Genomic DNA, 23,755 nt, shown 5'->3' on the forward strand with positions numbered 1-23,755 from the left:
ATAGCTGCTAGCGTGTGGACGTACTAGTTCGTCTACATATGCTGTACTTCCTCCCAACAGAGCTCCGAGGAGCAGGCCATGTCCCGCACGCCCGTCGTCTTCGTCCACGGTCTGTGGATTCACTCGTCCTCCTGGTCGCCGTGGGTGGACCTGTTCCGCGAGGCGGGCTACGACCCGATCGCCCCGGGGTGGCCGGGCGACGGCGCCACCGTCGCGGAGACCCGGGCCAACCCGGAGCGGCTGGCCGGCAAGGGCATCGCCGAGGTCACCGACCACTACGCGGGGATCATCGCCGGACTCGAGCAGCCGCCGGTGGTGATCGGGCACTCCTTCGGCGGCCTGATCGCCCAGAAGCTGCTCGGCCAGGGGCTGGCCCGCGCGGCCGTCGCGATCGACCCCGGACAGATCAAGGGGGTCAAGCCGCTCCCGTTCGCACAGCTGCGGTCGGGCTTCCCCGTGCTCGGCAAGCCCGGGAACGCCAAGCGCGCGGTCTCGCTGACGGCCAAGCAGTTCCGGTACGGGTTCGGGAACGCGATCGACGCGGCGGAGTCCGATGCGCTCTACGAGCAGTTCACGATCCCCGGCCCGGGCCGGCCGCTGTTCGAGGCCGCCGCGGCGAACTTCCGGTCGTCGAGCCCGGCGAAGGTCGACGTCGCCAACGCGACCCGGGGCCCGCTGCTGTTCGTCTCCGGCGGCCGCGACCACACGGTCCCTGACGTCGTGACGCGGGCGGCCTACAAGCTCTACGCGAAGTCGCCCGCGGTCACCGAGCTGCGGCAGTTCCCCGACCGCGGCCACTCGCTCGTTCTCGACCACGGCTGGCGTGAGGTCGCCGACGTCGTCCGTGGGTGGGTCGAGACGAAGGTCCCCGTCAGCTGACCGTGCCGGCCGGGGCGGTCCACTCCCCGGACCGGGTGCGCGACGGGCGGACGACCCCTCGACACCATGGGCCCGGGCCCGCGCGCACCGGGATCGGCCGTGCAGTGCGTCCGAGCGGGTGCGGCGGCTCCTGCGGGAGAGTGCAGTGCCCGGTGAGCTGGGGATCGACCCGCTGGCGGCAGTACGGGTCATCGTCGCGACGGTCGCGATGTACCTGGTGTTCGTCGCGCTGGTCCGGATCTCGGGCCAGCGCAGCCTCGTCGCGTTGTCGGGGTACGAGCTGGCCTGCGTGACCGCGTCGGGCGCGGTGCTCGGCCGGACGACGCTGCTCGAGGTGCCGACCCTCGGCACCGGGGTCGTCGCGCTCACGACGCTGTTCGCCGTCCAGCGGCTGCTGGGTCGCTGCCGGCGCAGCCGTGCCGTCCGCCGCCTCCTCGACCGCGACCCCGTGCTGCTCATGGACGCCGGCGGGATGCGGCACGAGGCGATGCGCCGGGCCCGGGTGACCGAGGACGAGGTCCGCCAGCGGCTGCGGCTCGCCGGCATCGGGGACCCGCGGGAGGTCGGGTGGGTCGTCCTCGAGCGCAGCGGGCAGATCAGCGTCGTCCGGGCGTCGTCGGGACTCGACCCGGCGCTGCTCACGGACGTGCGCGCGCAGGCGCACGACCGGGCGGCCTGACACCCCGCGAGCCGGCCGGTCCACTCGACGGACCGATCGCTACTTCGGAGCCCACACAGCTCCGACGCTGGGGCCATGTCACTCACCGAAGAGGATGTCCGGCAGCTGGCCGCACAGCTGTGGGACGCGGAGCAGCGCTCGGTCCCGGTGGAGCCGATCAGCCGCCGGCACCCGGCCGCCGACGTCGACGACGCCTACCGGATCCAGCTCGAGGGCGTCCGGCTGCGCGTCGCGCAGGGCGACTCCGTGCGGGGTCACAAGGTCGGCCTGACCGCCCGGGTCATGCAGCAGCAGTTCGGTGTCGACCGCCCGGACTTCGGCCACCTGCTCGGGTCCATGTTCCACCCCGAGGGCGAGCCGCTGCCCGTCGACGCCCTGATCGCCCCGCGCGTCGAGCCGGAGCTGGCGTTCGTCCTGGACCAGCCGTTGCAGGGGCCCGGGGTGACCGTGGCCGACGTCCTCGCGGCGACCGCCTTCGTGCTCCCGGCCCTGGAGATCATCGACTCCCGGATCGAGGACTGGCAGATCGGGATCGTCGACACCGTCGCCGACAACGCGTCGTCGGCGCGGGTCGTGCTCGGCGGGGTCCGGACCCCGATCGCCGGGCTGGACCCGCGGCTGATCGGAGTGGTCCTGCGGCGCAACGGCGAGATCGTCGAGACCGGTGCGAGCGGGGCGGTGCTGGGCAACCCGGCCCAGGCCGTGGCCTGGCTCGCCAACACGATCGCGCCCGGCGGCGGGGTGCTCCGCGCCGGCGACCTGATCATGCCCGGCACCTGTACGCGTGCGGTGGCCATGCGTCCCGGGGACACCGTGCGGGCCGACTTCGAGCACCTCGGCCACGTGGGCGTCACCTTCAGCTCGGCCGTGGGGAGTGCGGCATGACCGACGTCGCGACATGGGCCGCACGGCTCGACGACGCCGCCACCGGCACGGCGCCGATCGCCCCGTTGAGCGGCGACGGGCTGACCGACCTGGCCGTCGCCTACGAGGTGCAGCGCGGCGTGGTCGGGCTGCGGCTGGGCCGCGGCGAGCGGCTCGTCGGCGGCAAGCTCGGCCTCACGAGCAGGGCGAAGCAGATCGCCATGGGTGTGGACCGTCCGCTGTACGGGCTCGTCACCAGCGGCATGGCCCGCAACTCCGGCAGCCTGCTGTTGCTCGAGGAGCTGATCCACCCGCGCGTCGAGCCCGAGATCGCGTTCGTGCTGGGGGAGCCCCTGGAGGGCCCCGGCGTCACGGTCGCCGACGTGCTGGCCGCGACCCGCTACGTCTGCCCCGCGCTCGACGTGATCGACAGCCGGTACGAAGGGTTCAGGTTCACCCACCTCGACGCGATCGCGGACAACGCGTCGTCCGCCGTGTTCGCACTCGGGGACGACCTGGTCGAGCCCAGGGGCGACCTCGCACTGACCGGCTGCGTGCTCGAGGTCGACGGCCGGGTGGTGGAGTCCGCCGCCGGTGCCGCCGTGATGGGTCACCCGGCAGCGGCCGTCGCCTACATGGCCAACCAGCTCGTGGCCACCGACCGCCGCCTCGAGGCGGGCTGGGTCGTGCTCTCGGGCGGCCTCACCGCCCCCGTCCCCCTGCTGCCCGGCAGCACCGTCACCGCCACGCTCAGCGGGCTGGGCAGCGTCACCCTCGGCGCGGAGTAGAGGAGAACCCCCATGCCGTTCATCCAGGTCAACCTCGGTGCCGGCCGGACCCCGGAGCAGAAGGACGCGCTGATCCGGGCGGTGTCCGCCGCGGCTGCGGCGGCGATCTCGGTGCCGGAGGCGTCCGTGCGCGTCTGGCTCGTCGAGGTCCCGGCGACGGAGGTCCTCGTCGGCGGGCAGACCCTCGCCGAGAAGCAGGCCGCCGCCGTCCCGCAGGGCCGGCCATGACGCACTTCGTCCTCGTGCACGGCGCCTGGCACGGGCCGTGGTGCTGGGCGGACCAGGTCGAGGCGCTGCGCCGGCGCGGGCACGACGCCACCGCCGTGACCCTGCCGTCCGACGAGATCGGCGCCGGCGCGGCCGCGTACGCCGACGTGATCGCCCGCGCGGTCCGCGAGCCGGGCCGCGACGTCGTCGTGGGCCACTCGCTGGCCGGGCTCGCGATCCCGCTGGTGCCCGACCGGGTCCGGGTCGGCGCGCTGGTGTTCCTCGCCTCGCTGCTCCCGGACCCTGGCCGCTCGTGGCGCGACCAGCTCGGCGCCGGACGTCCCATGGCCGACTGGTTCCACGCCGAGGGGCTGCCGAAGCAGGGCCGCGACGACCAGGGACGGACCGTCTGGCCCGCCGACGTCGCGACCGAGCTCTTCTACCACGACTGCCCGCCGCAGGTCGCCGCCGCGGCAGCGGCACGGCTGCGCCCGCAGTCGCCCACGCCCGTCGCCGAGCCGACGCCGCTGACGGCCTTTCCGGACGTGCCGATGCACTACGTCGGCTGCCGGTCCGACCGGGCGGTCTCCGGCGCCTGGGCCGCGGAGACCGCCCGCGCGCGGCTCGGGACCGAGGTGACCTGGCTGGACGGCTCGCACAGCCCCTTCCTCGCCGACCCGGAGGGGCTGGCCGAGGTCCTGCTGACCCTGGAGGCCCGATGACCGCGTCGCTGACCCCGACCACGGCGGCCTTCCACCACGAGGTGGAACAGTTCCTCTACCGCGAGGCCGCGCTGCTCGACGAGTGGCGGCTCGACGACTGGTTCGCGCTCATGCACCCCGACGTCGAGTACCGCGTCCCCGCGCCCGGCTCCGACCATCTGGACCCGCGGCACACGCTGCAGGTGATCCACGACGACCACACGCGCCTCGGCGGGCGGGTCGCCCGGCTCAAGAGCAAGCACGCGCACGCGGAGAGCCCGCGCTCGCGCACCCGCCGGTTCGTGACCAACGTCCGGGTGCTGGACGGCCCGGTCGGCGACGCGGGGGAGGCCACCGTCGCGGCGAACTTCCACGTCATGCGCACCCGGCTCGGCAAGCTCGACCACTTCCTGGGGACCTACCGGTTCGTCCTGGTGCCCGACGGGGCGGGCTTCCTCGTCCGCGAGCGGGTCGCGACGCTCGACCACGGGATCGTCGAGGCGGGCGGAACCGTCTCGATCATCCTGTAGGGGCGTCGTCGTGCACGACCTGCACACCCACGTGGTGCCGCCCGCGACCCCGTTCCTCGACCGCCTCGTGACCGCCGACCCGCGGTGGGCCCGGCTCGAACCGGGACCCGACACCGGCGACGTGCTCGTGGCGGGGAAGATCTTCCGGACGGTCCGGCGGGTGGCGTGGGACCTCGACGCCCGCCGCGACGCCGCGCAGGCGGCCGGCGTGACCGGGCAGCTGCTGTCGGCGATGCCGGAGCTGTTCGCCCCCTGGGCGCCCGCGGCCGACGCCGCCGACTACGCGCGCGCCTTCAACGAGTGGCTCGCCGGGGAGCTGCCGCGCCACGGCGGCTTCTACGCGGGACTCGGCGTCGTGCCGCTGCGTGACCCCGACACGGCCGCCGCCCTGCTGGCCGACGTCGCCGGCGCGGGGCTCGTCGGCGTCGAGCTGCCTGCCGGCCCGCCGACGGCCGCCCTGCACACCGCCGCCTGGGCCGGGTTCCTCGACGAGGCCGAGCGGCTCGGGCTGTTGGTCTTCGTCCACGCCGTCGGTGGCCCGGGGTTGGCGGACTACCCGCACCCGATGGCCGCCAACGGGGTGCTGTTCCCGGCCAGCATCGGCACCGCGATCGGTGGGCTGATCGCGACCGGCGCGATCGCGGCCAGACCCCGCCTTCGGCTGCTCGCGAGCCACGGCGCCGGCTCGCTGGTCACCGAGCTGCCCCGGATCGACTTCCTGCGGGACACGACGCCCGCGCTGCGGGAGCTGATGCCGGAGTCGGCCGTCGAGTCCGCGCGCCGGCTCTGGTACGACCCGCTGCTGTTCGACGCCGCCCTGCTGCGGCTCCTCGTCGACGTCGTCGGCGCCGACCGCATCGTGCTGGGCACCGACCACCCGTTCATGCCCGTGGATCCCGTGTCCTTCCTCGACGACCCCCTGCTGCCGGCAGGCCTCGCCGCCGCCGTCCGCACGCACAACCCGGCCGCCCTGCTGGGCCTGCCGGCCTCCTAGCGAAGGAGCTGGAGACATGACCGAACTGCTCGAACCCGCCGCCACCACCCCCACCGCCGGGCTCGTCGACGACCGCCCCACCGACGGTTTCTTCCGGGTCAACCGGGCCGCCATGGTCGACGAGGCGGTGTTCGCCGAGGAGCAGCAGGCCGTCTTCGACCGGTGCTGGCTCTACGTCGGCCACACCTCGGAGATCGCCGCGCCCGGCGACTTCCGCACCCGCACCGTGGCCGGACGACCGTTGATCCTCTGGCGCGGGACCGACGGCGAGGTCCGGGTCTTCCTCAACGCCTGCCGGCACCGCGGCGCCCAGCTGTGCCGGGTCCCCGACGGCAACGCCCGCGGCATGTCGTGCTTCTACCACGCCTGGACCTACGCCAACGACGGTCGGCTCACCGGGCTTCCCGACGCCGACGGGTACGGGCCGGGGTTCGACCGGTCCCGGTTCGGCCTGAGCTCCCCGCCCCGCGTGGCCGTGTACCGCGACTTCGTGTTCTGCTGCTTCGACCCCGACGCCGTCGACCTGCCCACCTATCTCGGTGAGGCGCGCGAGTACCTCGACCTGGTGGCCGACCAGTCCCCGGAGATGGAGGTGGTCGACGGGATGCACGAGTACTCGATGGAGGCGAACTGGAAGCTCTTCGTCGAGAACAGCCTCGACGGCTACCACCTGATCCCGTTGCACCGCACCTACTTCGACTACCTCAAGTCGACCGAGGACTCCTACCTCGATCCGCGCAGGCCCACCGAGGCCCGCGATCTCGGTGACGGACATGCGGTGATCACCGTCGAGGGACCGTGGGCACGGCCGGTGGCGCGCTGGACCCCGTCGATGGGCGAGGAGAACCGCGCCTATGTCGAGGCACGGAGGACCGAGCTGGAGGAACGGTTCGACACGGACCGCGCCCGGCGGATCGCGACGACGGACCGCAACCTGCTCGTCTTCCCGAACCTGGTCATCAACGACATCATGGGCGTCGTGATCCGCACCATCACCCCGACCTCCGCGGGTCGCACCGTCATCGCGCAGTGGACGCTCGCGACGAAGGGCGAGCCGGAGTCGGTGCGCGCGCGCAGGCTGGACTCCTACGTCACCTTCCAGGGCCCGGGTGGGCTGGCGACGCCGGACGACATGGAGGCCTGCGAGTCCTGCCAGGAAGGCTTCGCCGCCGCGGCGGAGTCACCGTGGTCGGACATCTCGCGGGGGATCCACAAGGAGGCGACGGGCGAGCCGTTCACCGCGGCCGACGAGATCCAGCAGCGTGCGTTCTGGCGTCGCTGGCGGGACCTGCTCGGCTCGCGCTGAGCAGCGTCGCATGCGCATCAGCGCCGACGAGGCGGGGGAGCAGCGGTCCGTGGGCGACCGGCTGCTCCTCATCCTCGACGCGGTCGCCGAGTCCCCCGGCGAGGTCGGCCTCAGCGAGCTCGCCCGCCGGACCGGTCTGAAGAAGGCCACGGTGCACCGGCTCGCCACGGACCTCGTGGCGCATCGGATGCTGGAGCGCGGCGGCTACGGCTACCGGCTGGGGCTGCACCTGTTCGAGCTCGGCCAGCACGTGCCGGCCTCACGGCGGCTGCGGGCCACGGCGCTGCCGTTCATGTCCGACCTGCTCATCGCGACCGGGGAGATCGTGCAGCTCGGGGTGCTCGACGGCACCGAGATCATCTACATCGAGAAGCTCACCGGCCGGCACAGCGTCCCTGCGCCGTCGGCGGTCGGGGCGCGGCTGCCCGCGTACTGCACGGGGCTCGGGAAGGCGATACTCGCCTTCAGCGACGAGAGTGCCGTGGACCGGGTGGTCAGCGGGCCGATGCCCGCGCGGACGAGCACCACCATCACCGACCCCGCCCGGTTCCGCCGCGAGCTCGACCGGATCCGCGAGACCGGTCTGGCCTACGACCGCGAGGAGGGGACCCGGGGGATCGTCTGCGTGGCGGCGGCGATCGTCGTCGAGAGCTACGTGGGCCGCGACGGGCACCGCGCCGTCGCGGGGCTCTCGGTCACCGGCCCGGCCCAGCGCCTGCAGCCGGTGCGGCTGGAGGCGGCGGTCCGCACCGCCGCACTCGCGATCAGCCGCGGTCTCGGCCACCCCCTGGGCCGCTGACCGGGCCGCGGGCGATCAGCGGCCGGCCGTCGGCGCACCGAGCCCGGCGTCGGGCTCGCCCGCCGGCCGGCGCACCGAGACGGTGGTGCGCCCCCCGAACCGCGCCGACAGGACCCGTCCGGCCCGCAGCGGCGTGGCGGCGGTGAGCCCGCCGGTGATCACCAGCTCGCCCGCCTGCAGGTGGCGGCCGCGCGCCGCGAGCTCCGCGGCCAGCCACGCGACCCCGTGCAGCGGGTGCCCGCTCGCGGCGGCCGACACGGCGGTGGCCAGCTGGACGTCGTCCTCGGAGAGCTCGACCGGCACCCGATGGCAGCGGAGGGGGTCGACGTCCAGGGCGGGCCCGAGGACGACCCCGGCCGCCGACGAGCCGTCCGCGGTGTTCTGCTCGGCGGAGAACCGGTAGTCCCACCAGATCGAGTCGACGATCTCCAGACAGGCGCGGACCTCGGCGACCGCGTCCGCGACCTCGGTGATCAGCAACCCGGGCCCGGACAGATCCCGGCCCAGGACGATGCCGATCTCGGGCTCGACGCGCGGGTGCAGGAACCCTGCCGCGGTGGCCCCGTCGTGGCGCACCATGTCGTCGAGCAACGGGCCGTGGTTGGGGACGGACACACCCATCTGCCGGCGCATCACCGCCGAGGTGTAGCCGAGCTTCCACCCGACGTGGCAGCGGCCCTCGTCGAGCCGCAGCGCCGTCAGCCGGTCCTGCACCGCGTACGCGTCGTCCAGCGAGAGCGCAGCGGTCTCGGCGGTCGCGTCGAGCAGGGCGTGTCCGGCTCGCGCGCGGTGCAGGACGTGGGCGAGCCGCGCGGTGTCGGGCGCCTGGGTCTCGATCAGGTCGGTCACGGCTCCGATCGTCCGGCGCGGTGGTCCGCTGCGGTAACCCGCCGGTCCACTGGCCGGTCCGAGTCGTGGTCGCGGCCGCCCGGGCTTCCGAGACTCGACGGCACAACCCGCTCGACGACGAGGAGGAGCACCCATGGCCGAGATCCTGGGACTCGGGGTCACGCACTACCCACCCCTGAGCGGCACGGACGACAACCTGACCAGGGTCTTCCGCGGCGCGCTGGCCGATCCGCGGCTGCCCGCCGAGCTGCGCGACCCGGCGTCCTGGCCGGAGCGGGCCCGCCGGGAGTGGGCGGACGACGAGGGTGTCGCGGCGGGCAAGGCCCATCGGGCGGCGCTGCTGGAGGGCTTCCGTCGCACCCGTGCGGCGCTCGACGAGTTCCGCCCCGACGTCGTGCTGATCTGGGGCGACGACCAGTACGAGAACTTCCGCGAGGACCTCGTGCCGCCGTACGCCGTGCTGGCCTACGAGGACAAGGTCGTCCATCCGTGGCGGCACGCCGACGAGTCCTCGAACATGAAGGGCAAGCCGAACGTCTGGGGCGAGGGCGAGGACACCGCGCGCACCATCCGCGGCCACCGGCCGTTCGCCAGGCACCTCGTCGAGGGACTCATGAACTGCGGCGTCGACGTGCCCTACGCCTACGAGCCGCTGCACCACCCGGGCTTCGCCCACGCGTTCCTCAACACCGTGCTCTACCTGGACTACGACCGCCAGGGGTTCGACTACCCCGTGGTCGCCTTCCCGCTGAACTGCTACGGCCGCAAGGTGATCAGCTACCAGGGCAACATCTCCCCGCTCGGCGTCGAGCGCGAGCTCGACCCCCCGTCGCCGAGCCCGTCGCGGATCATGGACGTCGGCGCGGCCGTCGCCCGGATCTGCGCCGACAGCCCGTACCGGGTGGCGCTCGTCGCGAGCTCGAGCTGGTCGCACAGCTTCCTGGTCGACTCGACGTTCCGGCTGTTCCCGGACTCGGCGGCCGACGAGCGCATGTACGACGCGCTGGTGACCGGCGACCACTCCGTCTGGGAGCACACGACCCTCGAGGACGCCGAGAAGGCGGGCCAGCAGGAGCTGCTGAACTGGTGGGCGCTGGTCGGGGCGATGCGTGAGCTGGGTGTCGCGCCCAGCTGGACGACGTTCGCCGCGTCGAACATCTTCGTGTCCAACAAGGTCTTCGCGATCTACGACGGTGCGGCCCGGTGAGCGCCGCAGCGGTGGCCGACGTCGCGGTGATCGGCGCGGGACCCACCGGGCTGTTCGCCGCGTTCTACGCCGGGATGCGCGGGCTGTCGGTCGCGCTGGTCGACGCCCTGCCCGAACCGGGCGGCCAGATCTCGGCGCTCTACCCCGAGAAGGTCATCCGTGACGTCGCCGGGTTCCCCGCGGTCAAGGGGCGGGACCTGGTGCGCTCGCTCGTCGAGCAGGTCCGGCCGTTCCGCACCGAGATGCTGCTCGGCCGGCAGGCCGTCCGGCTCGACGACCGCCACGACGGACGCTTCGAGATCGGGTTCGCCGACGGCGGCGCGCTGGAGGCGGGCGCCGTCGTGGTGACGGCGGGGATCGGGACCTTCGCACCCCGCACGCTGCCGTGCGGTGAGGACTTCCTCGGTCGTGGCCTGACCTACTTCGTCCACGACCCCGCCGAGCTCGCCGGCCGGCGCGTGCTCGTCGTCGGGGGCGGGGACTCGGCCCTCGACTGGGCCGACGCCCTGCAGCACTCGGCCCAGGTCACGCTGGTGCACCGCCGCGACAGCTTCCGCGCGCACCGGCACACCGTCGACCAGGTGCTCGCCGGACCGGCCCGCGTGCACACCGAGACGGTCGTCGAGCAGCTGCGCGGGGACACGCGGGTGAGCGGAGCCGTCCTGCGCAACATCGCCACCGGGCGGCTCACCGAGGTCGGGTGCGACAGCGTGGTCGCCGCGCTGGGCTTCGTCGCCAACCCGGGCCCGCTGCTCGGCTGGGGCTTCGACGTCGCCGACCGCAAGATCGTCGTCGACACCGCGATGCGGACGTCGCGGCCCGGCGTCTTCGCCGCGGGCGACGTCTGCACCTATCCCGGGCGGGTTCCGCTGATCGCGGTCGGCTTCGGCGAGGCGGCCACGGCCGTCAACCACGCCGCGGTCCGCCTCGACCCCACCGCCTCGACCTTCCCCGGCCACTCGACGGACGCCCTCGTCGCCGAGGCCGGCGTACTCATCTGAGCGAGAGGGGCACCGTCATGACCTACGTCGTCACCGACGCCTGCGTCGACGTCCTCGACCGGTCCTGCCTCGAGGAATGTCCGGTCGACTGCATCTACGAAGGCGATCGGAAGATGTACATCAACCCGGTCGAGTGCATCGACTGCGGGGCGTGCGAGCAGGCCTGCCCGACCGCGGCGGCCGTCGCCGACCGCACGATCGCGGGCACCGACGCCGCCTGGAACACCACGGACAACGCGTCGTTCTTCGACGTCGTCCTGGCCGGCCGCGACGCGCCGCTCGGCACCCCGGGCGGCGCCACGCACCTCGGCCCGGTCGGCGTGGACACCGAGACCGTCGCCGCGCTGCCACCGCGCTGACCGAAGCGCCGACCGTCCCCGCGCCGATCTCCTGGAGGACTCCCGTGACCACCACCGAACACCGTCCCGTCACCGGCACCGATCCCCGCACCGGGCTCGACCTGCCCCCGGAGGTGGTCGAGAGCACCGACGACCACGTCCGCGACGTGGTCGGGGCCGCCGCCGACGCGGCACCGGCCCTCGCCGCACTGGACCGGGCCGGACGGGCCCGCGTGCTCGTCGCGCTCGCCGACGCGCTGGAGGCCGCCCGCGCGCCGATCGTCGAGATCGCCGACACCGAGACCGCGCTGGGCGACACCCGGCTGAACGGCGAGCTGACCCGCACGGCCTTCCAGCTCCGGTTCTTCGCCGACGTCGTGACCGACGGCGGCTACCTCGAGGCCACGATCGACCACGCCGGTCCGACGCCGATGGGGCCGCGCCCGGACCTGCGCCGGATGCTCGTCCCGATCGGCCCCGTCGCCGTCTTCGGTGCCAGCAACTTCCCGCTCGCGTTCTCCGTGCCGGGTGGGGACACCGCGTCGGCGCTGGCCGCCGGCAACCCGGTCGTGGTGAAGGGCCACGGGTCGCACCCGGGCACCTCGCGACTCGTGCACGAGGTCCTGACCGGGGCGCTGCAGGCCGCGGGGCTGCGGCGCGGGACGCTCGGCCTGGTGTTCGGGCGCCGGGCCGGGCAGGAGCTCGTCGCGCACCCGGCGATCCGGGCCGTCGGCTTCACCGGATCGCTCTCCGGTGGGCGGGCCCTGCTCGACATCATCGACGCCCGCCCGGAGCCCATCCCGTTCTACGGCGAGCTCTCCAGCCTGAACGCCCTGGTCGTGACCGAGGCGGCCGCGCGCGAACGGGCCGGCGAGATCGGCGCGGGTCTCGTCGGTTCGGTCACGGGGTCGGCGGGCCAGCTCTGCACCAAGCCGGGCTTCGTCCTCGTCCCGGACGGGCAGGCGGGCGACGCCGTCGTGGCCGCGGCGGCTGCCGCTCTCGGCGGCGCGAGCGTCGTCCCGCTGCTCAACGAACGCATCCACCGGTCCTACGTCGACGACACCGCGCGGCTCGCGTGCGCCCCCGGCGTCAGGGCCGTCGCCGCGGGTGACCCGGCCGGCGCGGGGTTCACGGTGGCGCCGCTGCTCGTCACCGCCCGGGCGGACGACCTCCCCGACGAGGCGTTCGCCGAGTACTTCGGGCCGGCCGCCGTCGTCGTCCGCTACGCCGGGCCCGCGGAGCTGACGGCCGTCCTGCGCCGGCTCCCCGCGTCGCTCACCGCGACCGTGCACACCGGTGCCGGAGAGCCGGTCCTCGAACTGGTCGGCGTCCTCGCCGGGACCGCCGGCCGCCTCGTCTTCAACGGCTACCCGACGGGTGTCGCCGTGAGCTGGGCGCAACACCACGGTGGGCCGTGGCCGGCGACGAACAGCCTGCACACCTCCGTCGGGGCGACCGCGATCCGCCGGTTCCTGCGGCCGCTGACCTGGCAGGACGCTCCGGCCGACGTGCTCCCGGACGAGCTGCGCGACGTCCCGGCCGCCGGCGTGCCCCGCCGGGTCGACGGGAGCCTGGTGCTGCCCGGCTGACCGGCTCGGACGGCGGTCCACTGCACGGACCGGACCGCCCCGCCGATCTTCGATCCGCCCGATGCTCACGCGGCCGAATCCGGCACACCCCCCGAGAGACCCAAAGGTGCGTCCATGAATATTCGCGACGTGATCGACAGATCGCCCATGACGAGGTTCCAGGTCATGGTCGTGGCGCTGTGCCTGGTGATGAACGTCGTCGAGGGCTTCGACATCCTCGTGATGGCCTTCGCCGCCTCCGGGGTGGCCGCCGAGTGGCACCTCACCGCATCGCAGGTCGGGCTGCTGCTGAGCAGCGGCCTGATCGGCATGGCGCTCGGTTCCGCCCTGGTCGCGCCGCTGGCGGACCGGATCGGCCGGCGCCCGCTGACGCTGGCCTGCCTGGCCGTGGCCACGGTCGGGATGTTCCTGTCCGCGCTCACGACGGGCGGCGTCCAGCTCGGCCTCTGCCGGGTGCTCACCGGGATCGGCGTCGGCGGCGTGATCGCCGGCCTCCCGGTGATCATCGCGGAGTACTCCAGCAGGCGCGGCCGCGGTACCTCGACGGCGTTCTTCGCGGTCGGGCTCCCGCTCGGCGGCGTGGTCGGCGGCACGATCGCCGCGCTGGTCACCGCCGGGTACGGGTGGCGGGCGACGTTCCTGCTCGGCGCCGTGCTCAGCCTGGTCACCGTCTCGGCCATGGCCGCGGTGCTGCCCGAGTCGATCGACTACCTCGCCGCCCGCCGCCCGGCCGGGGCGCTCGCCAGGATGAACACGATCCTCGCCCGGATGCGCATCGCCCCGCTGGACGCGCTGCCGGCGCCCGTCGACCGGGCCGCGACCGGGGTCGGGCGCAACGTGCTCCGCGGGCGCAACGGGATCCGCAGCGTCCTGCTCTGGGTGGCGTTCTTCTGCCTGTTCGCCGCGACCTACTTCGCCGGGAGCTGGACCCCGCGGCTGCTGGAGCAGAGCGGACTGTCCGCGCAGCAGGGGATCAGCGGCGGGATCCTGCTCAACGCCGGCGGCGTCGTCGGGGTGCTGATCGTCGCCGCCCTCGCCCTGCGGGTCGCGGTGACCAAGCTGGCCGTGGCCGCCCTCCTGGTGGGCGCGGTCGCGTTCGGGCTGATGACGATGGCGCTCGGCAGCCTCGGCGCGACGATGGCCGCCGCCGTACTCGTCGGGCTCCTGGTGAATGCCAACGGCGCGCTGCTGTACGCCGTCGCGCCGAGCCTGTACCCCGTGTCCGTGCGGACGACGGCCGTGGGCTGGGCGCTCGCGGTCGGACGGGTCGGCGCGATCGTCGCCCCGCTCGTCGCCGGGGCGCTCGTCGACGCCGGGTGGTCCGGCCGCGGGCTCTTCGGGCTGTTCGCGGTGCCACTGGCCGTCGCGGCCGTCGCCGTCGCGGGCGTGACCCGGCTCGGCGCGCGGCGCGACCCAACGCCCGAGCTCGACCAGCAGCACCTGCCGCCGGCCGTCTCGGCCTGAGCCGGCTCCGCGGCCGCCGGCGCGCGGCCCGGCCGGCGCGGGGGACCAACCCCGGCCGGCCGGTCGTGGTGGTGTCGACCGGACCCCCGGCCCGCTGTCGCGCGCAGCCTCAGGGTCGTCGGTGCGGCCGGCGGGAGCGGTGCGGTTGCGACCGGCTGATCGGGCGCAACCTCAGGGTCGTGGTCGGGCGTTCGGACGACGGTGAGGTTGCGGCCGGTCGGTGGGACGCAACCTGAGGGTCGTCGTTGCGGCCGGCAGGAGCGGTGAGGTTGCGCTCGGGGTGTGGTCCGCGGGTGTGCTGCAGGTCCACGGGTCCGCCGGGACACACCCGGCAGCGGCTCAGACGGCGGCCCGGGGTTGCGGCCGGGTCCCGCGTCTCGACCCGGTCTCGCGGGGGGCCGGGGCACCCTCGGTGACCGGTTGCTCAGGCGCGGAGGCGGCGTCCGGCGAGCCCGAGCGGGCCAGGTCGCGCACGAGCGCGGCGTGGTCGCGTTCGGTCTGGTCGGCGTAGGCGGCCGCGAACTCGGTGACGGCCTCGTCGAAGGCCGAGCCCGTGCCGAGGTACGCGGCGATCGCGATCCGGTCGCCCGAGCGGGCGTGCGCCCTGGCCAGCGACCACGCGCACAGGTCGCCGTAGAACTGCAACCCTTCCGGGCGCATGCGGTCGAGGTCGAGCGAGCCCTTCATGTCCCGCAGCTGGCGCAGGTAGTAGTCGCGGACGCGCCCGTCGACACCCGGCGCCTGCATCCAGCCGAGCAGCACGTCGCTGACCGCCTGCATCAACCGCTGGCCCTCGACGACGCGCCTGCCGTGGTGCGCGGTCGGCACCGGCCCGACGAACTCCTCGAGTACCGACGGCCCGGCCTCCTTCACCTGCAGGAACAAGGGGTCGGCGGAATCCCCGCGGCCGAGCAGCAGCACGATCCAGCACCGTGTCCCGACGCTGCCGATGCCGACGACCTTGCGGGCGAAGTCGATCGGCCGGTAGGCGTCGAACAGCACCCTGCGGTCCGGGGCGAGCGACTCGCGATAGCCCGCCAGCAGCGCGTGCAGCTGTGCCTCCATGCCGACCGCGACGTCGGTGCCCACGAGGTCGCGGACGGGCACGATGAGCGGCGGGGCGCTGATGATGCGGGTACCCGCGTCGTCGGTCTCGGCGAACCGCTCCAGCGCACCGAGGTTGTCGCGCTTGCGTGTCTTCGCGAAGAAGCGGTCCGCCTCGTCCCTGCCCGCCCGGGGCAGCCTGCGGTTCAGCTGTTCCATCACACCGGCTGTGTCGACGTGGGCGTACCAGACGTCGAGGATCGTCATCTCCGCGAACTCGAGCATCGCCGTGCGGTACCGCGCGACGGTGGACCGCACGATCCGGCGTCGCCTACGGGCGGGGAACCCGTTGTCGCGGGCAGCGACCTCCACGCTCGCGGCCAGCCGTTTCACGTCCCACTCCCACGGTCCGGGGGCGGTCTCGTCGAAGTCGTTGAGGTCGAACACCAGGCGACGCTCGGGGGAGGCGAAGAGCCCGAAATTGGCGAGGTGGGCGTCGCCGCAGAGCTGCACCCGCAGCCCCGTCGACGGCCCACGGGCGAGGTCCGCGGCCATCGGCCCGGCGGCACCGCGCAGGAAGGTGAACGGGCTGACGGCCATCCGCTCGTAGCGGAGCGGGAGCAGCTCGGGGACCCGGTCGGCGTCGTCGGCGTGCAGGCGCGCGATCGGGTCGGGCCGGTCGGGCCCGAGGTCCAGTGTCGCGTGGGACGACCGTGGCACCTGGCGGCGCAGCGCCCGGCCCTGCGCCCGCGAGTCCGCCCTGCTCGCCGCAACCTCACCCATGCGAGCACCCTGCGGCGTCACCGCGGCGGGCGGCTCATCCGCCGCAGGTGACTGCGGACCGCAGCCACTCCTCGGCGCGTCGCCAGGCGTCCCGGCGGGCAGGCAGGCCGAGGTCGAGTGCCGCGAGCGCCACCGGGTCGTTCGCACGCCGCAGCCGCACCTCGGCCATGCGGGCCTCGAAGGACACGGGCCTGCCGGTGGGATCGGTGGACATGTCGGCGTACCAGAGCAGGTCGTGGACGATCGAGCACTCGTCGGCGAAGTCGGCCAGCTGGTCGGCCAGCCCGAGAAGGCCGGCCTTGACGGCCGCGGCGGAGTGGAACGCGACGAGGGCGGCGACCTGGTCCGGGAACCCGAGCGAGCGCGCGTGCCGGGCCCCGTCGAGGGGATGGAACCCGGTCCGGACGACCGAAGGGGCGTACCCGATGTCGTGCAGCCACGCGGCGGCGACGAGGGTCTCGTCGTCGCCGGGCGGCAGACCGGCGGCGAGCACCCGGGCGTGACCCGCGACGCCGCGCGTGTGGGCCCAGCGCCGGGGCAGCGTCACGGCCAGTGCCGCGCGGGCCGCGGTCTGCGCAGCCCGCGCGACGTCGTCCATCAGCTCGGCCCGCCGTCGAGGCCCGGCGAACCGGGCGAGCCGTCTGCGTCGGCCGTGACCAGCGACCGCGGCTGGTCGAGCAGCTCGACCACACCGAGCAGCACCACGAGCACGAGGGCGACGGTGAGGACGGTCCAGCCCGACGGCCGGTCCCACAGCACCACGACGAGTGCCGCCAGCACGACGAGGACGGTCCGGAGCAGGACGCGGTGGTCGTGGACCCACGGCCCGACCGGTCCGGCGGCGAGCCGGCGCGCGAACCCGCCCCTGCGCAACGCCCCGACGCCGCGGGAGAGCGCGCCGCGCAGACGCACGGCCGTGTTCGACGGGCCGGTGACCCACGCCGCCAGTGCGACGACGAGCCCGACGACGAACAGCGTCCGCAGTGCGGCGCGGACGAAGCGCACCACGATGTCGTACGTCGAACCGACGGCCGCGGCGGACTGCTCCGCCACCGAGCCCACCACGATCCCGCGGACCGCGAGCAGGGCACCGGCCACCACCAGCATGATCCCCATGACCGCGAGCCCGACGACAAGCGTCGCGCGCCGTCGTCGGCGGGCGAGCAGGACGCCGCCCACGAGCAGCGCGAGGGTGACCCACGGCAGCCAGGTCGCCGTGACGTCGAGCAACGAGTAGAGCGTCTGCGCCCGGATGAGGGTGCTCGCCGGGAACAGCGCGATCGTCGGGTGGATCTCGGGGATCTTCCCGGCGAGCTCGAACCCCGAGGCCACGAGCTGCTGCTTCGCCGCGTCGATGAACGGGGCGAGGTCGAGGACGGTCTCGCCGCCCTGCACGACCAGCGCCGAGGACTGCCCGGCGAGCGCGGCCGCGATCTGCTGGTGGGTGATCGTGAGTGCCCGCTCCCCGGCCGCCACGAAGGCAGGGCTGCTGACCAGCTCGTGCACCTTGCTGCCGACGAAGTTCCGGGTGCCGTCGGCCAGCGGGCCGGTGAGGCCGTGCAGGCGGTCGACGATCGGGGCGGGCAGGCCCTGTGCGGCCAGCGCGTCGACGGCCTCGTTCGCGAGACCCTGCACGTTCACCTGGGCGAAGATCTCCGCGGTCACCCGGTCGGCGACGGTGGACTGCACCGCGGGATCCTCGAGGACCGGCCCGACCGTGGCCACGAAGCGGTCGGTCTCGGAGAGCTGGTTGTGCGTCCAGACCGCGAACACCGACACCGGGACCAGCAACAGACCCAGGACGAGCAGGACGGCCGAGCCGACCGAGGCCCACCGGATCCGGCGCCGGGCCGGGGGTTGCGGCGGCGGTGCGGACCGCAGGTCGGCGACCTCGGTGCGCAACCGTTCCAGCTCGGCGCGCTCGTCCGTGGTCAGCGCAGCGGCGACGCCACTGCTGTCGGGGCTGTCGACGACGGACATCGTGGCTGCTCCTCCCGGCCGCATGAGCGGCCCACCTTCCGCCCCCGGGCCCCGCGAGGCATCACCTCGTGAGGGCGAGGTGGCCCGGGCGGCCCGCGCGCACAGTCGGCGGCGGACCCGCAACCCCGGGCCCGAGACGAAGGAGGACGACCATGACGATCGGTCCGGTGCAACTGCTCGTGCTCGGTTTCGACCATCCGAACTTCCAGGGGCGGATTCGCGCCGAGCTGGAACGGCTCCGCGACGACGACATGATCCGGGTGATCGACTTCCTGGGCGTCTACAAGGCGGTCGGCGGCGAGGTGCAGGTGCTCAAGGAGACCCAGCTCGACGAGGCCGAGCGGGCCGAGTTCGGGGCGGTGGTGGGTGCCCTGATCGGGATCGGCGCAGGTCTGAGCCCCGAGGAGGGGGCGGCGCTGGGCGCCGAGGTGATGACCGCCGAGGACGACGACACCCTCGACGAGGAGGCCTGGGACGCGATCGCGGAGATCCCCGAGGGGTCCGCCGCCGCGCTGGTGCTGCTCGAGCACCGGTGGGCGATCCCGCTGCGCGAGGCGCTCGCCGACGCCGGAGGAGTCCGGCTCGCGTCGGAGTTCGTGAGCCCGCTGGACCTGGTCGAGGTCGGCCTGGTCGCAGCCCAGGAAGCCGAGGCGCTCGTGGCCCGGTCCGCGGACGCCGTCTGAGCAGGACCGAGGAAGGGAGAGACCGATGTTGGGTCGAAACCGCAGGATCGCGCGACGCACGGGACGGCGGACCGGCCGCCGGGTCGCCCGCCGGGTGATGCGCCGTCGCTGAGCGGGACGTGGAACGTCGCCGCGGTGCGCTGTGGGTCGGCGGGGCGGCGCTCGACGAGAGTGTGTCCTACATCACAATTGCGTGATGTCCGGGTGCGGGTGGTGTCCCAGTAGTTGCCGGCCTCGGGGGGCCGGGCGAGGTCGGGCCGTCGGCTACCGCGACGACGGTCAGGCCTCGACTCGGGTGGGTGGCAGACCGTCGTGCCCCGGTGAGCTGCCACCCACCCTCGGTCCCGGCGGCCGTGATGATCCGTGCCTTGCGGTGTCCTACCGGTGAGCCTCTTTCGCCACGTCGGGCACCCCTGGGCGACGAGGACACACCGGAGCGAAGTCGACGTCGCAGGAGGACGCGAGCATGAGTGGCGCTGACGCCAGACCGACGGACATCGTCGGGGACACCCCTGACGACCGGCCGCTCGGGCCGGCCTGACGCGCGGATGACACGATCATGTGATGGCTGTCGGTGCGATCTCGGCCTTCGGGCCGCGTCCGTCGCGGTGACATGGAGGTAGAGGTCCAGGCGCCGGGCGGGCCCGCCGGGGCGCCCACACACGCCGGGCACGCGCGGTCCGTCACCGGGAACGCGACGCAGGAGGATCGCCCGGCGGCCCCGGACGCGACGGCGGCGCTGCCGGACGACCAGACGTTGGTCGTGCGGGCCCGTGAGGGCGACCTCGGCGCCTTCGAGATGCTCGTCCGCCGCTACCAACGGCCGATCTACCAGCTCGCGTTCCGGATGCTGCGTGATGCCGGCGAGGCCGAGGACGTCACCCAGGAGGTGTTCCTCACCAGCTGGCGCCGGCTGCCGGAGCTACGTGAGGCCGGGGCGTTCGGCGGGTGGATGTACCGGTCGGCGACCAACCGCTGCCTGAACCTGCTGCGACGACGTCGGCCCGTCGCGCCGCTCGCCGCCGACACCGAGCCCGGCCATCCTCCGGACACGAGCCCGCTGTCCGATCCGGAGCGCGCGCTCGGGATGGCCGAGGGGCTGCAGGTGCTGACCGCGGCCCTCGACGAGCTCACGCCGGAGCAGCGCGCGGTGTGGCTGCTGTTCGAGGTCCACGGTCGGTCCTACGCAGAGATCGCCCAGGTGCTCGATGTCAGTCCGCAGGCGGTGCGAGGACGGCTCGCCCGGGCCCGCGCCCAGCTGGTGGAGAGGATGTCGTCGTGGCGATGAACGCCCAGAGCGGCGGCCAGCAGCTGCCGTGCGGCCGGTACGTCGAGGACATCGCCGTCCACCTGGACCACGGCGGGTCCGACGCGCACTCCCGGACCTGCGAACACTGCCTGGTGGCCCGCGAGAGCCTGGGCCGCCTCGCGGTGGCCACGCAACTGCTGCGGGACGATCCCGCCGCGCCGCCACCCAACCTGCTCGACCGGATAATGTCCGCGGTCCGCGCCGAGTTCCGGAGCTCCGACGCGCTGCCGCTGCCGACGCCCTCGGGGCCCTCGCAGGTGGCTCACGCCGCTGTCGCAGCGGTGCTCCGCTACGCGGCCGACGGGGTCACCGGCGTCTGGTCACGCCACTGCCGGATCACCCCCGTCACCGCGAACGGCCCCGAGGTCCGGGTGGAGATGTCGTTGTCGGTGCGGGTCGACGGGCCACCGATCGCGGAGGTCGTCGCCGAGGTGCGTCGGCGGCTGGTGGCTGCGCTGTCCGGGCAGGTCGGTCTCGTCGCCACGGTCGTCGACGTCGTCGTCGCGGACGTCTGGTCGCAGGAGGATGCATGATCGGCCCGGCCGACGACCGTCCCGAGCACCTCGGACCGGCGCCGTCACAGGCGGGCGCGGCGCGGCGATCCCCGGCCGATCAGGAGGGTGCGCCCGCCGACATGCCGGCCCGGCCCGCCGGGAACGACCCGTCGGACGGCGGGGACTCGTGGAGCCGTCGGATGATCGAGGACGTGCGCACCGCGGCGGACGTCGCGACCGCCGCGCGGTCCGTTCCGGGGGTCCGGCGGCTCCAGCCCGGGCTGCGCGGCCTGGTCACCCAGGTCACCGCCGACGCGTGGCGTCGGCTCACCAGCCGGGCGTTCCCGGACTTCGCCGGGGTCGAGACCCGCCGCAGGGGTGACGCCCTGCACGTCGAGATCACGATCGTCACCGACTCGCGGTACCAGGCGGCATCGGTGGCCGACGAGGTGCACCGCGCTGCGCTGCAGACGCTGTCGCCGGCCGGCCGGACGGAGATCACCGTCAAGGTCAGCGAGATCGCGATCGTCGAGCCCGGCACGGCCTAGGCTCACGGCTGCCCGCGGGGAGGTGCCGTCGCGGGCTCGGCACGGCCGCCGCCGGAGGGGCCAGGACCGTCGGCGCTGTCGGTGCCGGCCGCTGCGGTGTCGCCGACGTGTGCGTCGTGCCAGCGGAACTCCTCGGGCAGCTGCGCGTAGATCGGGGTGTCACTCATCGCGTGCCGCGTCGCCCGACGGCCGGTCGACCCGGGCCGCGCGACGGCGACCCGGGTGGCAGGCGATCGGTTGCCGGTCGGGCACGTCGGGCGTCGTGAGCCGTCGGCCACTCCGGCCCACGCGCCGGTCCCGGGGCCTCGGGCTCGCCGGACAGTCCGCGTTCGCGCAGGCTGTCGCAGATCTCCGCGGCGAGCCGCTCGGCCAGGTCCCGAACGGCGTCGCGGCCGTACAACCCGGCCAGCCACACGGTCACCTCGCGCGCCGCCCGCTCGGCACGAGGTCGGTCGTCGGGATGGTCGAGAAAGGCCGCGACGATGTCGGACACCGCCAGGTCGAGAGCCCGCCCGTAGTCGGCAAGACCGTCCGCCATCCGCCCGTCACTCCTCGCCCCGTACCGCCGCGGACCCGCCGCGACCCGCGCCGGACCTGTCTCCCGGCCGACGACCCTGCATCCGTGTCGATCCACGTCAGGAATGACACCGTCGGCCGGGAATCGTCACGGTCGCGCGACGAGTACGTCCTCCGGCCCGTGTCACTCTCGGACTCACAGTCAGTGCAGGAGCAGCTTGAGCAGGATGAGGACGGCGCCGAGCGCGGCGCTGCCCGCGGCCCATCCGATCGCCCCGGCCCGTGTCGCGCCGGCGCGGCGCCCCGCGATGTGCCCGAGGCCGCCCAGCAGCAGCGTGGCCACGATCAGGGCCACGAGCACGCTGGTGCTGACGTCCTTCGTGATCAGGCCGACGACGACGAGGACGACGAGCGGGGTGTAGGCCGCCTCCAGCATCGGCCGGCCGTGGCGCAGGATCTCGCGGACCCGGACGGAGCCGCGCACCCCGTTGGCGGCCGCGCCGAGCAGCGCGGAGTACTGGTCGGCCGCCCAGTAGACGGCGACCGTCACCAGCACGGTGATCACGACGGCCGGCAACGTCCCGTGCAGGCCGGCCCCGACCATCGCCGCGGCGCCGACGATGCTGCCGTGGATCGCGTGCGCCAGCTCCTCCGCGTCCGCCCAGCCGCGGAGCCTCCCGCCGAGCAGGCGCGTCCAGCGGTCCCCGGGGCCGTCCACCGTCCCACGGTCCCGGGCGCCGCCGCCGGGCCACACCACCCGCTCGGGGTGAGGCGTGCGGTGGTGCTCGCGCGCGACGGTCTCGATCGCGGGGGCGGCCCCGCGGTCGGGTCGAACCGTGGGTGGGGCGGAGGGTGTGATGGCGCTGGTCGCAGTGCTGGTGCCGGTGCTGGTGATCGTGGTGGCGATGGCGCTCGAGCGGCTGGAGGAGCGGTTGCTGGGCCGGCGCGGCGTCCCGTCACCGGTCGGGACCGGCGCCCGTGCGTCGTCGCTCGGCGACGTCGACGGCGCCGAGGAGGAGCTTCGCGACCACACCGACGGCCAGCAGGCCGACGGCCATCTGGGTCATCGTGAGGATCCTCGTGGCCCCGGTGGTGGGGGTGATGTCGCCGAAGCCGACCGTGGTGAACACGGTCATCGTGTAGTAGAGCGCACCCGTGCGGTCCAGTGGCTGGGTGAAGCACGCCGGGGCGTTCTCCGACATCACCGCGTACGTCGCGGCGTAGAGCAGCAGCAGGAACGGCAGCCCGACCGCCACGGTCGCCGCCGCCCGCAGCCGCGGGGTGTCCGAGGTCATGATCGCGCGCACCTGCCAGGCCAGGGCCAGCCCCAGGCCCACGAGGCCGACGGCCAGCCAGAAGATGACCGTGCCGTCGAGCTTGCCGTCCAGGGGGGCGCGGTAGTAGACGACCAGCAGGAACGCCGCGACGACGGCAGACGCGATCGTCACGGTGACGACCTGCCGGCGGCTCGGCGCCGGTGACGTCTCGGTCACGACGCGCCCGCGCGTTCGACAGCCATCGCCCCTCCCCGGTCGTGCGCTCCGCAGCGTGGCCGGGCGCGGCCCGGTTGTGCTCACCCCTGAGGGGCGAACGCCACTCGTCCGGATCGGGTGATGTCGGCGCGGCCCGTACGACGCACGGTTCGGGGACCGACGAGACAACAGGAGCGGGAATGGCGACGTTGACGGTGTGGAAGTTCGACACGGCAGGCGGCGCCCGAGGTGCGCTCAGCGTTCTGGAGAGGTTGCAGAAGGAGGAGCTCATCCAGATCGTCGACGCGGCCGTGGTGACGTGGCCGGAGGGCAGGCGCAAGCCCAAGACCGAGCAGCTGCGCAACCTCACCGGGGCAGGGGCGCTCGGCGGCAGCTTCTGGGGTCTGCTGTTCGGGTTGTTGTTCTTCATCCCGTTGCTGGGCATGGCGATCGGGGCCGCGATGGGGGCGTTGAGCGGGTCGCTGGCCGACGTCGGGATCGACGACGGCTTCATCAAGCGGGTCCGTGACGAGATCACCGAGGGCACGTCGGCGCTGTTCGTGATGTCGGACAACGCCGTGGCCGACCGGGTGCTGGGCGAGTTCCGCGGCAGCGGCGCCCACCTGGTGTCGACGAACCTGTCCGCGGAGCAGGAGGCCCGGCTGCGCGAGGTCTTCGAGGAGCCGGCCGAAGAGGCGAACGAGGAGGCCTCGACGAAGGCGTGACCCCCG

The 23,755-nt window shown here is 74.1% G+C and carries 28 protein-coding genes; 20 read left to right on the forward strand and 8 right to left on the reverse strand.

Features of this window, described 5'->3' with window-relative positions; translation table 11 throughout:
• Positions 1-78 precede the first annotated feature (78 nt).
• The 10 genes from PSD17_RS10195 to PSD17_RS10240 all read left to right on the forward strand — a co-directional run bounded on the left by PSD17_RS10195 (position 79) and on the right by PSD17_RS10240 (position 7,747).
• The gene (locus PSD17_RS10195; RefSeq protein ID WP_339122491.1) at positions 79-879 is read left to right on the forward strand and encodes an alpha/beta hydrolase; all 801 of its coding nucleotides are present in this window, start codon (positions 79-81) and stop codon (positions 877-879) included.
• A gap of 145 nt (positions 880-1,024) precedes the next feature.
• The gene (locus tag PSD17_RS10200; RefSeq protein WP_339122492.1) at positions 1,025-1,558 is read left to right on the forward strand and encodes a DUF421 domain-containing protein; all 534 of its coding nucleotides are present in this window, start codon (positions 1,025-1,027) and stop codon (positions 1,556-1,558) included.
• 75 nt (positions 1,559-1,633) lie between these two features.
• A complete protein-coding gene (locus tag PSD17_RS10205; RefSeq protein ID WP_339122493.1) occupies positions 1,634-2,443 on the forward strand; it encodes a 2-keto-4-pentenoate hydratase in 810 nt (269 codons plus the stop codon).
• The gene (locus PSD17_RS10210; protein ID WP_339122494.1) at positions 2,440-3,210 is read left to right on the forward strand and encodes a 2-keto-4-pentenoate hydratase; all 771 of its coding nucleotides are present in this window, start codon (positions 2,440-2,442) and stop codon (positions 3,208-3,210) included. The genes PSD17_RS10205 and PSD17_RS10210 overlap by 4 nt, the downstream gene beginning before the upstream one ends.
• A 12-nt stretch (positions 3,211-3,222) precedes the next feature.
• Entirely contained in the window at positions 3,223-3,438 is a 216-nt protein-coding gene (locus PSD17_RS10215) for a tautomerase family protein (RefSeq protein ID WP_013676367.1), read from the forward strand.
• On the forward strand, positions 3,435-4,139 hold the full coding sequence (locus tag PSD17_RS10220; RefSeq protein WP_013676366.1) for an alpha/beta fold hydrolase: 705 nt from the start codon (positions 3,435-3,437) through the stop codon (positions 4,137-4,139). Before PSD17_RS10215 ends, PSD17_RS10220 begins: the two co-directional genes overlap by 4 nt.
• Complete coding sequence (locus PSD17_RS10225; protein WP_013676365.1) at positions 4,136-4,648, forward strand: aromatic-ring-hydroxylating dioxygenase subunit beta; 513 nt, start codon at positions 4,136-4,138, stop codon at positions 4,646-4,648. The genes PSD17_RS10220 and PSD17_RS10225 overlap by 4 nt, the downstream gene beginning before the upstream one ends.
• Positions 4,649-4,658: 10 nt before the next feature.
• Entirely contained in the window at positions 4,659-5,642 is a 984-nt protein-coding gene (locus tag PSD17_RS10230) for an amidohydrolase family protein (protein ID WP_339122495.1), read from the forward strand.
• A gap of 16 nt (positions 5,643-5,658) precedes the next feature.
• Positions 5,659-6,948: an aromatic ring-hydroxylating oxygenase subunit alpha gene (locus PSD17_RS10235; RefSeq protein ID WP_339122496.1), complete on the forward strand. Its 1,290-nt coding sequence runs from the start codon at positions 5,659-5,661 to the stop codon at positions 6,946-6,948.
• A gap of 10 nt (positions 6,949-6,958) precedes the next feature.
• The gene (locus PSD17_RS10240) at positions 6,959-7,747 is read left to right on the forward strand and encodes an IclR family transcriptional regulator (RefSeq protein WP_339122497.1); all 789 of its coding nucleotides are present in this window, start codon (positions 6,959-6,961) and stop codon (positions 7,745-7,747) included.
• A gap of 15 nt (positions 7,748-7,762) precedes the next feature.
• Here PSD17_RS10240 and PSD17_RS10245 read toward each other — a convergent pair whose 3' ends face one another.
• Positions 7,763-8,596: a 2-keto-4-pentenoate hydratase gene (locus PSD17_RS10245; protein WP_339122498.1), complete on the reverse strand. Its 834-nt coding sequence runs from the start codon at positions 8,594-8,596 to the stop codon at positions 7,763-7,765.
• A 133-nt stretch (positions 8,597-8,729) separates the two neighbouring features.
• Here PSD17_RS10245 and PSD17_RS10250 point away from each other — a divergent pair, with 133 nt between their 5' ends.
• From PSD17_RS10250 to PSD17_RS10270, 5 genes are all read left to right on the forward strand, one after another.
• A complete protein-coding gene (locus PSD17_RS10250; RefSeq protein ID WP_013676360.1) occupies positions 8,730-9,803 on the forward strand; it encodes an extradiol ring-cleavage dioxygenase in 1,074 nt (357 codons plus the stop codon).
• On the forward strand, positions 9,800-10,804 hold the full coding sequence (locus tag PSD17_RS10255) for an NAD(P)/FAD-dependent oxidoreductase (protein ID WP_339122499.1): 1,005 nt from the start codon (positions 9,800-9,802) through the stop codon (positions 10,802-10,804). Before PSD17_RS10250 ends, PSD17_RS10255 begins: the two co-directional genes overlap by 4 nt.
• A 17-nt stretch (positions 10,805-10,821) precedes the next feature.
• On the forward strand, positions 10,822-11,163 hold the full coding sequence (gene fdxA, locus PSD17_RS10260) for a ferredoxin (protein WP_296139361.1): 342 nt from the start codon (positions 10,822-10,824) through the stop codon (positions 11,161-11,163).
• A gap of 44 nt (positions 11,164-11,207) precedes the next feature.
• Entirely contained in the window at positions 11,208-12,731 is a 1,524-nt protein-coding gene (locus tag PSD17_RS10265) for an aldehyde dehydrogenase (NADP(+)) (protein ID WP_339122500.1), read from the forward strand.
• A gap of 147 nt (positions 12,732-12,878) precedes the next feature.
• Positions 12,879-14,195, forward strand: a complete 1,317-nt coding sequence (locus PSD17_RS10270) for an MFS transporter (protein ID WP_339122501.1) — start codon at positions 12,879-12,881, stop codon at positions 14,193-14,195.
• Positions 14,196-14,534: 339 nt separating this feature from the next.
• On the opposite strand, the gene PSD17_RS10275 is transcribed toward PSD17_RS10270, so the two are convergent.
• Genes PSD17_RS10275 through PSD17_RS10285 form a run of 3 tightly spaced genes read right to left on the reverse strand, consistent with a single transcriptional unit; the run spans position 14,535 to position 18,002 of the window.
• Complete coding sequence (locus PSD17_RS10275) at positions 14,535-16,022, reverse strand: DUF2252 domain-containing protein (RefSeq protein ID WP_339122502.1); 1,488 nt, start codon at positions 16,020-16,022, stop codon at positions 14,535-14,537.
• A gap of 34 nt (positions 16,023-16,056) precedes the next feature.
• Entirely contained in the window at positions 16,057-16,620 is a 564-nt protein-coding gene (locus tag PSD17_RS10280) for an HD domain-containing protein (RefSeq protein WP_339122503.1), read from the reverse strand.
• Positions 16,620-18,002 carry a hypothetical protein gene (locus tag PSD17_RS10285; RefSeq protein WP_013676353.1) on the reverse strand — a complete coding sequence of 461 codons (1,383 nt, stop codon included), beginning with the start codon at positions 18,000-18,002 and terminating at the stop codon, positions 16,620-16,622. Before PSD17_RS10285 ends, PSD17_RS10280 begins: the two co-directional genes overlap by 1 nt.
• A gap of 152 nt (positions 18,003-18,154) precedes the next feature.
• Between PSD17_RS10285 and PSD17_RS10290 the strand changes: the two genes are divergently transcribed.
• The 4 genes from PSD17_RS10290 to PSD17_RS10305 all read left to right on the forward strand — a co-directional run bounded on the left by PSD17_RS10290 (position 18,155) and on the right by PSD17_RS10305 (position 21,036).
• Positions 18,155-18,685 (forward strand): hypothetical protein, encoded by a 531-nt coding sequence (locus PSD17_RS10290; RefSeq protein ID WP_013676352.1) that lies wholly within the window; start codon positions 18,155-18,157, stop codon positions 18,683-18,685.
• A 613-nt stretch (positions 18,686-19,298) separates the two neighbouring features.
• Positions 19,299-19,973, forward strand: a complete 675-nt coding sequence (locus tag PSD17_RS10295) for an RNA polymerase sigma factor (protein ID WP_013676351.1) — start codon at positions 19,299-19,301, stop codon at positions 19,971-19,973.
• Entirely contained in the window at positions 19,964-20,527 is a 564-nt protein-coding gene (locus tag PSD17_RS10300; RefSeq protein ID WP_013676350.1) for a hypothetical protein, read from the forward strand. Before PSD17_RS10295 ends, PSD17_RS10300 begins: the two co-directional genes overlap by 10 nt.
• Complete coding sequence (locus PSD17_RS10305) at positions 20,524-21,036, forward strand: hypothetical protein (RefSeq protein WP_013676349.1); 513 nt, start codon at positions 20,524-20,526, stop codon at positions 21,034-21,036. Before PSD17_RS10300 ends, PSD17_RS10305 begins: the two co-directional genes overlap by 4 nt.
• A 2-nt stretch (positions 21,037-21,038) precedes the next feature.
• Here the strand turns inward: PSD17_RS10305 and PSD17_RS10310 are convergent, their stop codons facing one another.
• The 4 genes from PSD17_RS10310 to PSD17_RS10325 form a co-directional block, all read right to left on the reverse strand.
• A complete protein-coding gene (locus tag PSD17_RS10310; protein ID WP_339122504.1) occupies positions 21,039-21,203 on the reverse strand; it encodes a hypothetical protein in 165 nt (54 codons plus the stop codon).
• On the reverse strand, positions 21,200-21,574 hold the full coding sequence (locus PSD17_RS10315; RefSeq protein WP_013676347.1) for a hypothetical protein: 375 nt from the start codon (positions 21,572-21,574) through the stop codon (positions 21,200-21,202). Before PSD17_RS10315 ends, PSD17_RS10310 begins: the two co-directional genes overlap by 4 nt.
• Before the next feature lie 180 nt (positions 21,575-21,754).
• Positions 21,755-22,270: a hypothetical protein gene (locus tag PSD17_RS10320; protein ID WP_143770564.1), complete on the reverse strand. Its 516-nt coding sequence runs from the start codon at positions 22,268-22,270 to the stop codon at positions 21,755-21,757.
• A gap of 238 nt (positions 22,271-22,508) precedes the next feature.
• On the reverse strand, positions 22,509-23,000 hold the full coding sequence (locus PSD17_RS10325; protein WP_132975611.1) for a potassium channel family protein: 492 nt from the start codon (positions 22,998-23,000) through the stop codon (positions 22,509-22,511).
• A gap of 224 nt (positions 23,001-23,224) precedes the next feature.
• Here PSD17_RS10325 and PSD17_RS10330 point away from each other — a divergent pair, with 224 nt between their 5' ends.
• On the forward strand, positions 23,225-23,749 hold the full coding sequence (locus tag PSD17_RS10330) for a DUF1269 domain-containing protein (RefSeq protein ID WP_013676344.1): 525 nt from the start codon (positions 23,225-23,227) through the stop codon (positions 23,747-23,749).
• Positions 23,750-23,755: the final 6 nt, after the last annotated feature.

Source organism: Pseudonocardia sp. D17, assembly GCF_036984265.1.
In the GTDB taxonomy this organism is placed as follows: domain Bacteria; phylum Actinomycetota; class Actinomycetes; order Mycobacteriales; family Pseudonocardiaceae; genus Pseudonocardia; species Pseudonocardia benzenivorans.

Bases quoted from the DNA above. Each gene is read 5' to 3' on its own strand.
- PSD17_RS10275 (WP_339122502.1), bottom strand. From the start codon at position 16,022: ATGGGTGAGGTTGCGGCGAGCAGGGCGGACTCGCGGGCGCAGGGCCGG.
- PSD17_RS10205 (WP_339122493.1), top strand. From the start codon at position 1,634: ATGTCACTCACCGAAGAGGATGTCCGGCAGCTGGCCGCACAGCTGTGG.
- PSD17_RS10195 (WP_339122491.1), top strand. From the start codon at position 79: ATGTCCCGCACGCCCGTCGTCTTCGTCCACGGTCTGTGGATTCACTCG.
- PSD17_RS10210 (WP_339122494.1), top strand. From the start codon at position 2,440: ATGACCGACGTCGCGACATGGGCCGCACGGCTCGACGACGCCGCCACC.
- PSD17_RS10310 (WP_339122504.1), bottom strand. From the start codon at position 21,203: ATGAGTGACACCCCGATCTACGCGCAGCTGCCCGAGGAGTTCCGCTGG.
- PSD17_RS10220 (WP_013676366.1), top strand. From the start codon at position 3,435: ATGACGCACTTCGTCCTCGTGCACGGCGCCTGGCACGGGCCGTGGTGC.
- PSD17_RS10330 (WP_013676344.1), top strand. From the start codon at position 23,225: ATGGCGACGTTGACGGTGTGGAAGTTCGACACGGCAGGCGGCGCCCGA.
- PSD17_RS10235 (WP_339122496.1), top strand. From the start codon at position 5,659: ATGACCGAACTGCTCGAACCCGCCGCCACCACCCCCACCGCCGGGCTC.
- PSD17_RS10270 (WP_339122501.1), top strand. From the start codon at position 12,879: ATGACGAGGTTCCAGGTCATGGTCGTGGCGCTGTGCCTGGTGATGAAC.
- PSD17_RS10225 (WP_013676365.1), top strand. From the start codon at position 4,136: ATGACCGCGTCGCTGACCCCGACCACGGCGGCCTTCCACCACGAGGTG.
- PSD17_RS10285 (WP_013676353.1), bottom strand. From the start codon at position 18,002: ATGTCCGTCGTCGACAGCCCCGACAGCAGTGGCGTCGCCGCTGCGCTG.
- PSD17_RS10280 (WP_339122503.1), bottom strand. From the start codon at position 16,620: ATGGACGACGTCGCGCGGGCTGCGCAGACCGCGGCCCGCGCGGCACTG.
- PSD17_RS10215 (WP_013676367.1), top strand. From the start codon at position 3,223: ATGCCGTTCATCCAGGTCAACCTCGGTGCCGGCCGGACCCCGGAGCAG.
- PSD17_RS10295 (WP_013676351.1), top strand. From the start codon at position 19,299: ATGGAGGTAGAGGTCCAGGCGCCGGGCGGGCCCGCCGGGGCGCCCACA.
- PSD17_RS10240 (WP_339122497.1), top strand. From the start codon at position 6,959: ATGCGCATCAGCGCCGACGAGGCGGGGGAGCAGCGGTCCGTGGGCGAC.
- PSD17_RS10250 (WP_013676360.1), top strand. From the start codon at position 8,730: ATGGCCGAGATCCTGGGACTCGGGGTCACGCACTACCCACCCCTGAGC.
- fdxA (WP_296139361.1), top strand. From the start codon at position 10,822: ATGACCTACGTCGTCACCGACGCCTGCGTCGACGTCCTCGACCGGTCC.
- PSD17_RS10315 (WP_013676347.1), bottom strand. From the start codon at position 21,574: ATGGCGGACGGTCTTGCCGACTACGGGCGGGCTCTCGACCTGGCGGTG.
- PSD17_RS10290 (WP_013676352.1), top strand. From the start codon at position 18,155: ATGACGATCGGTCCGGTGCAACTGCTCGTGCTCGGTTTCGACCATCCG.
- PSD17_RS10305 (WP_013676349.1), top strand. From the start codon at position 20,524: ATGATCGGCCCGGCCGACGACCGTCCCGAGCACCTCGGACCGGCGCCG.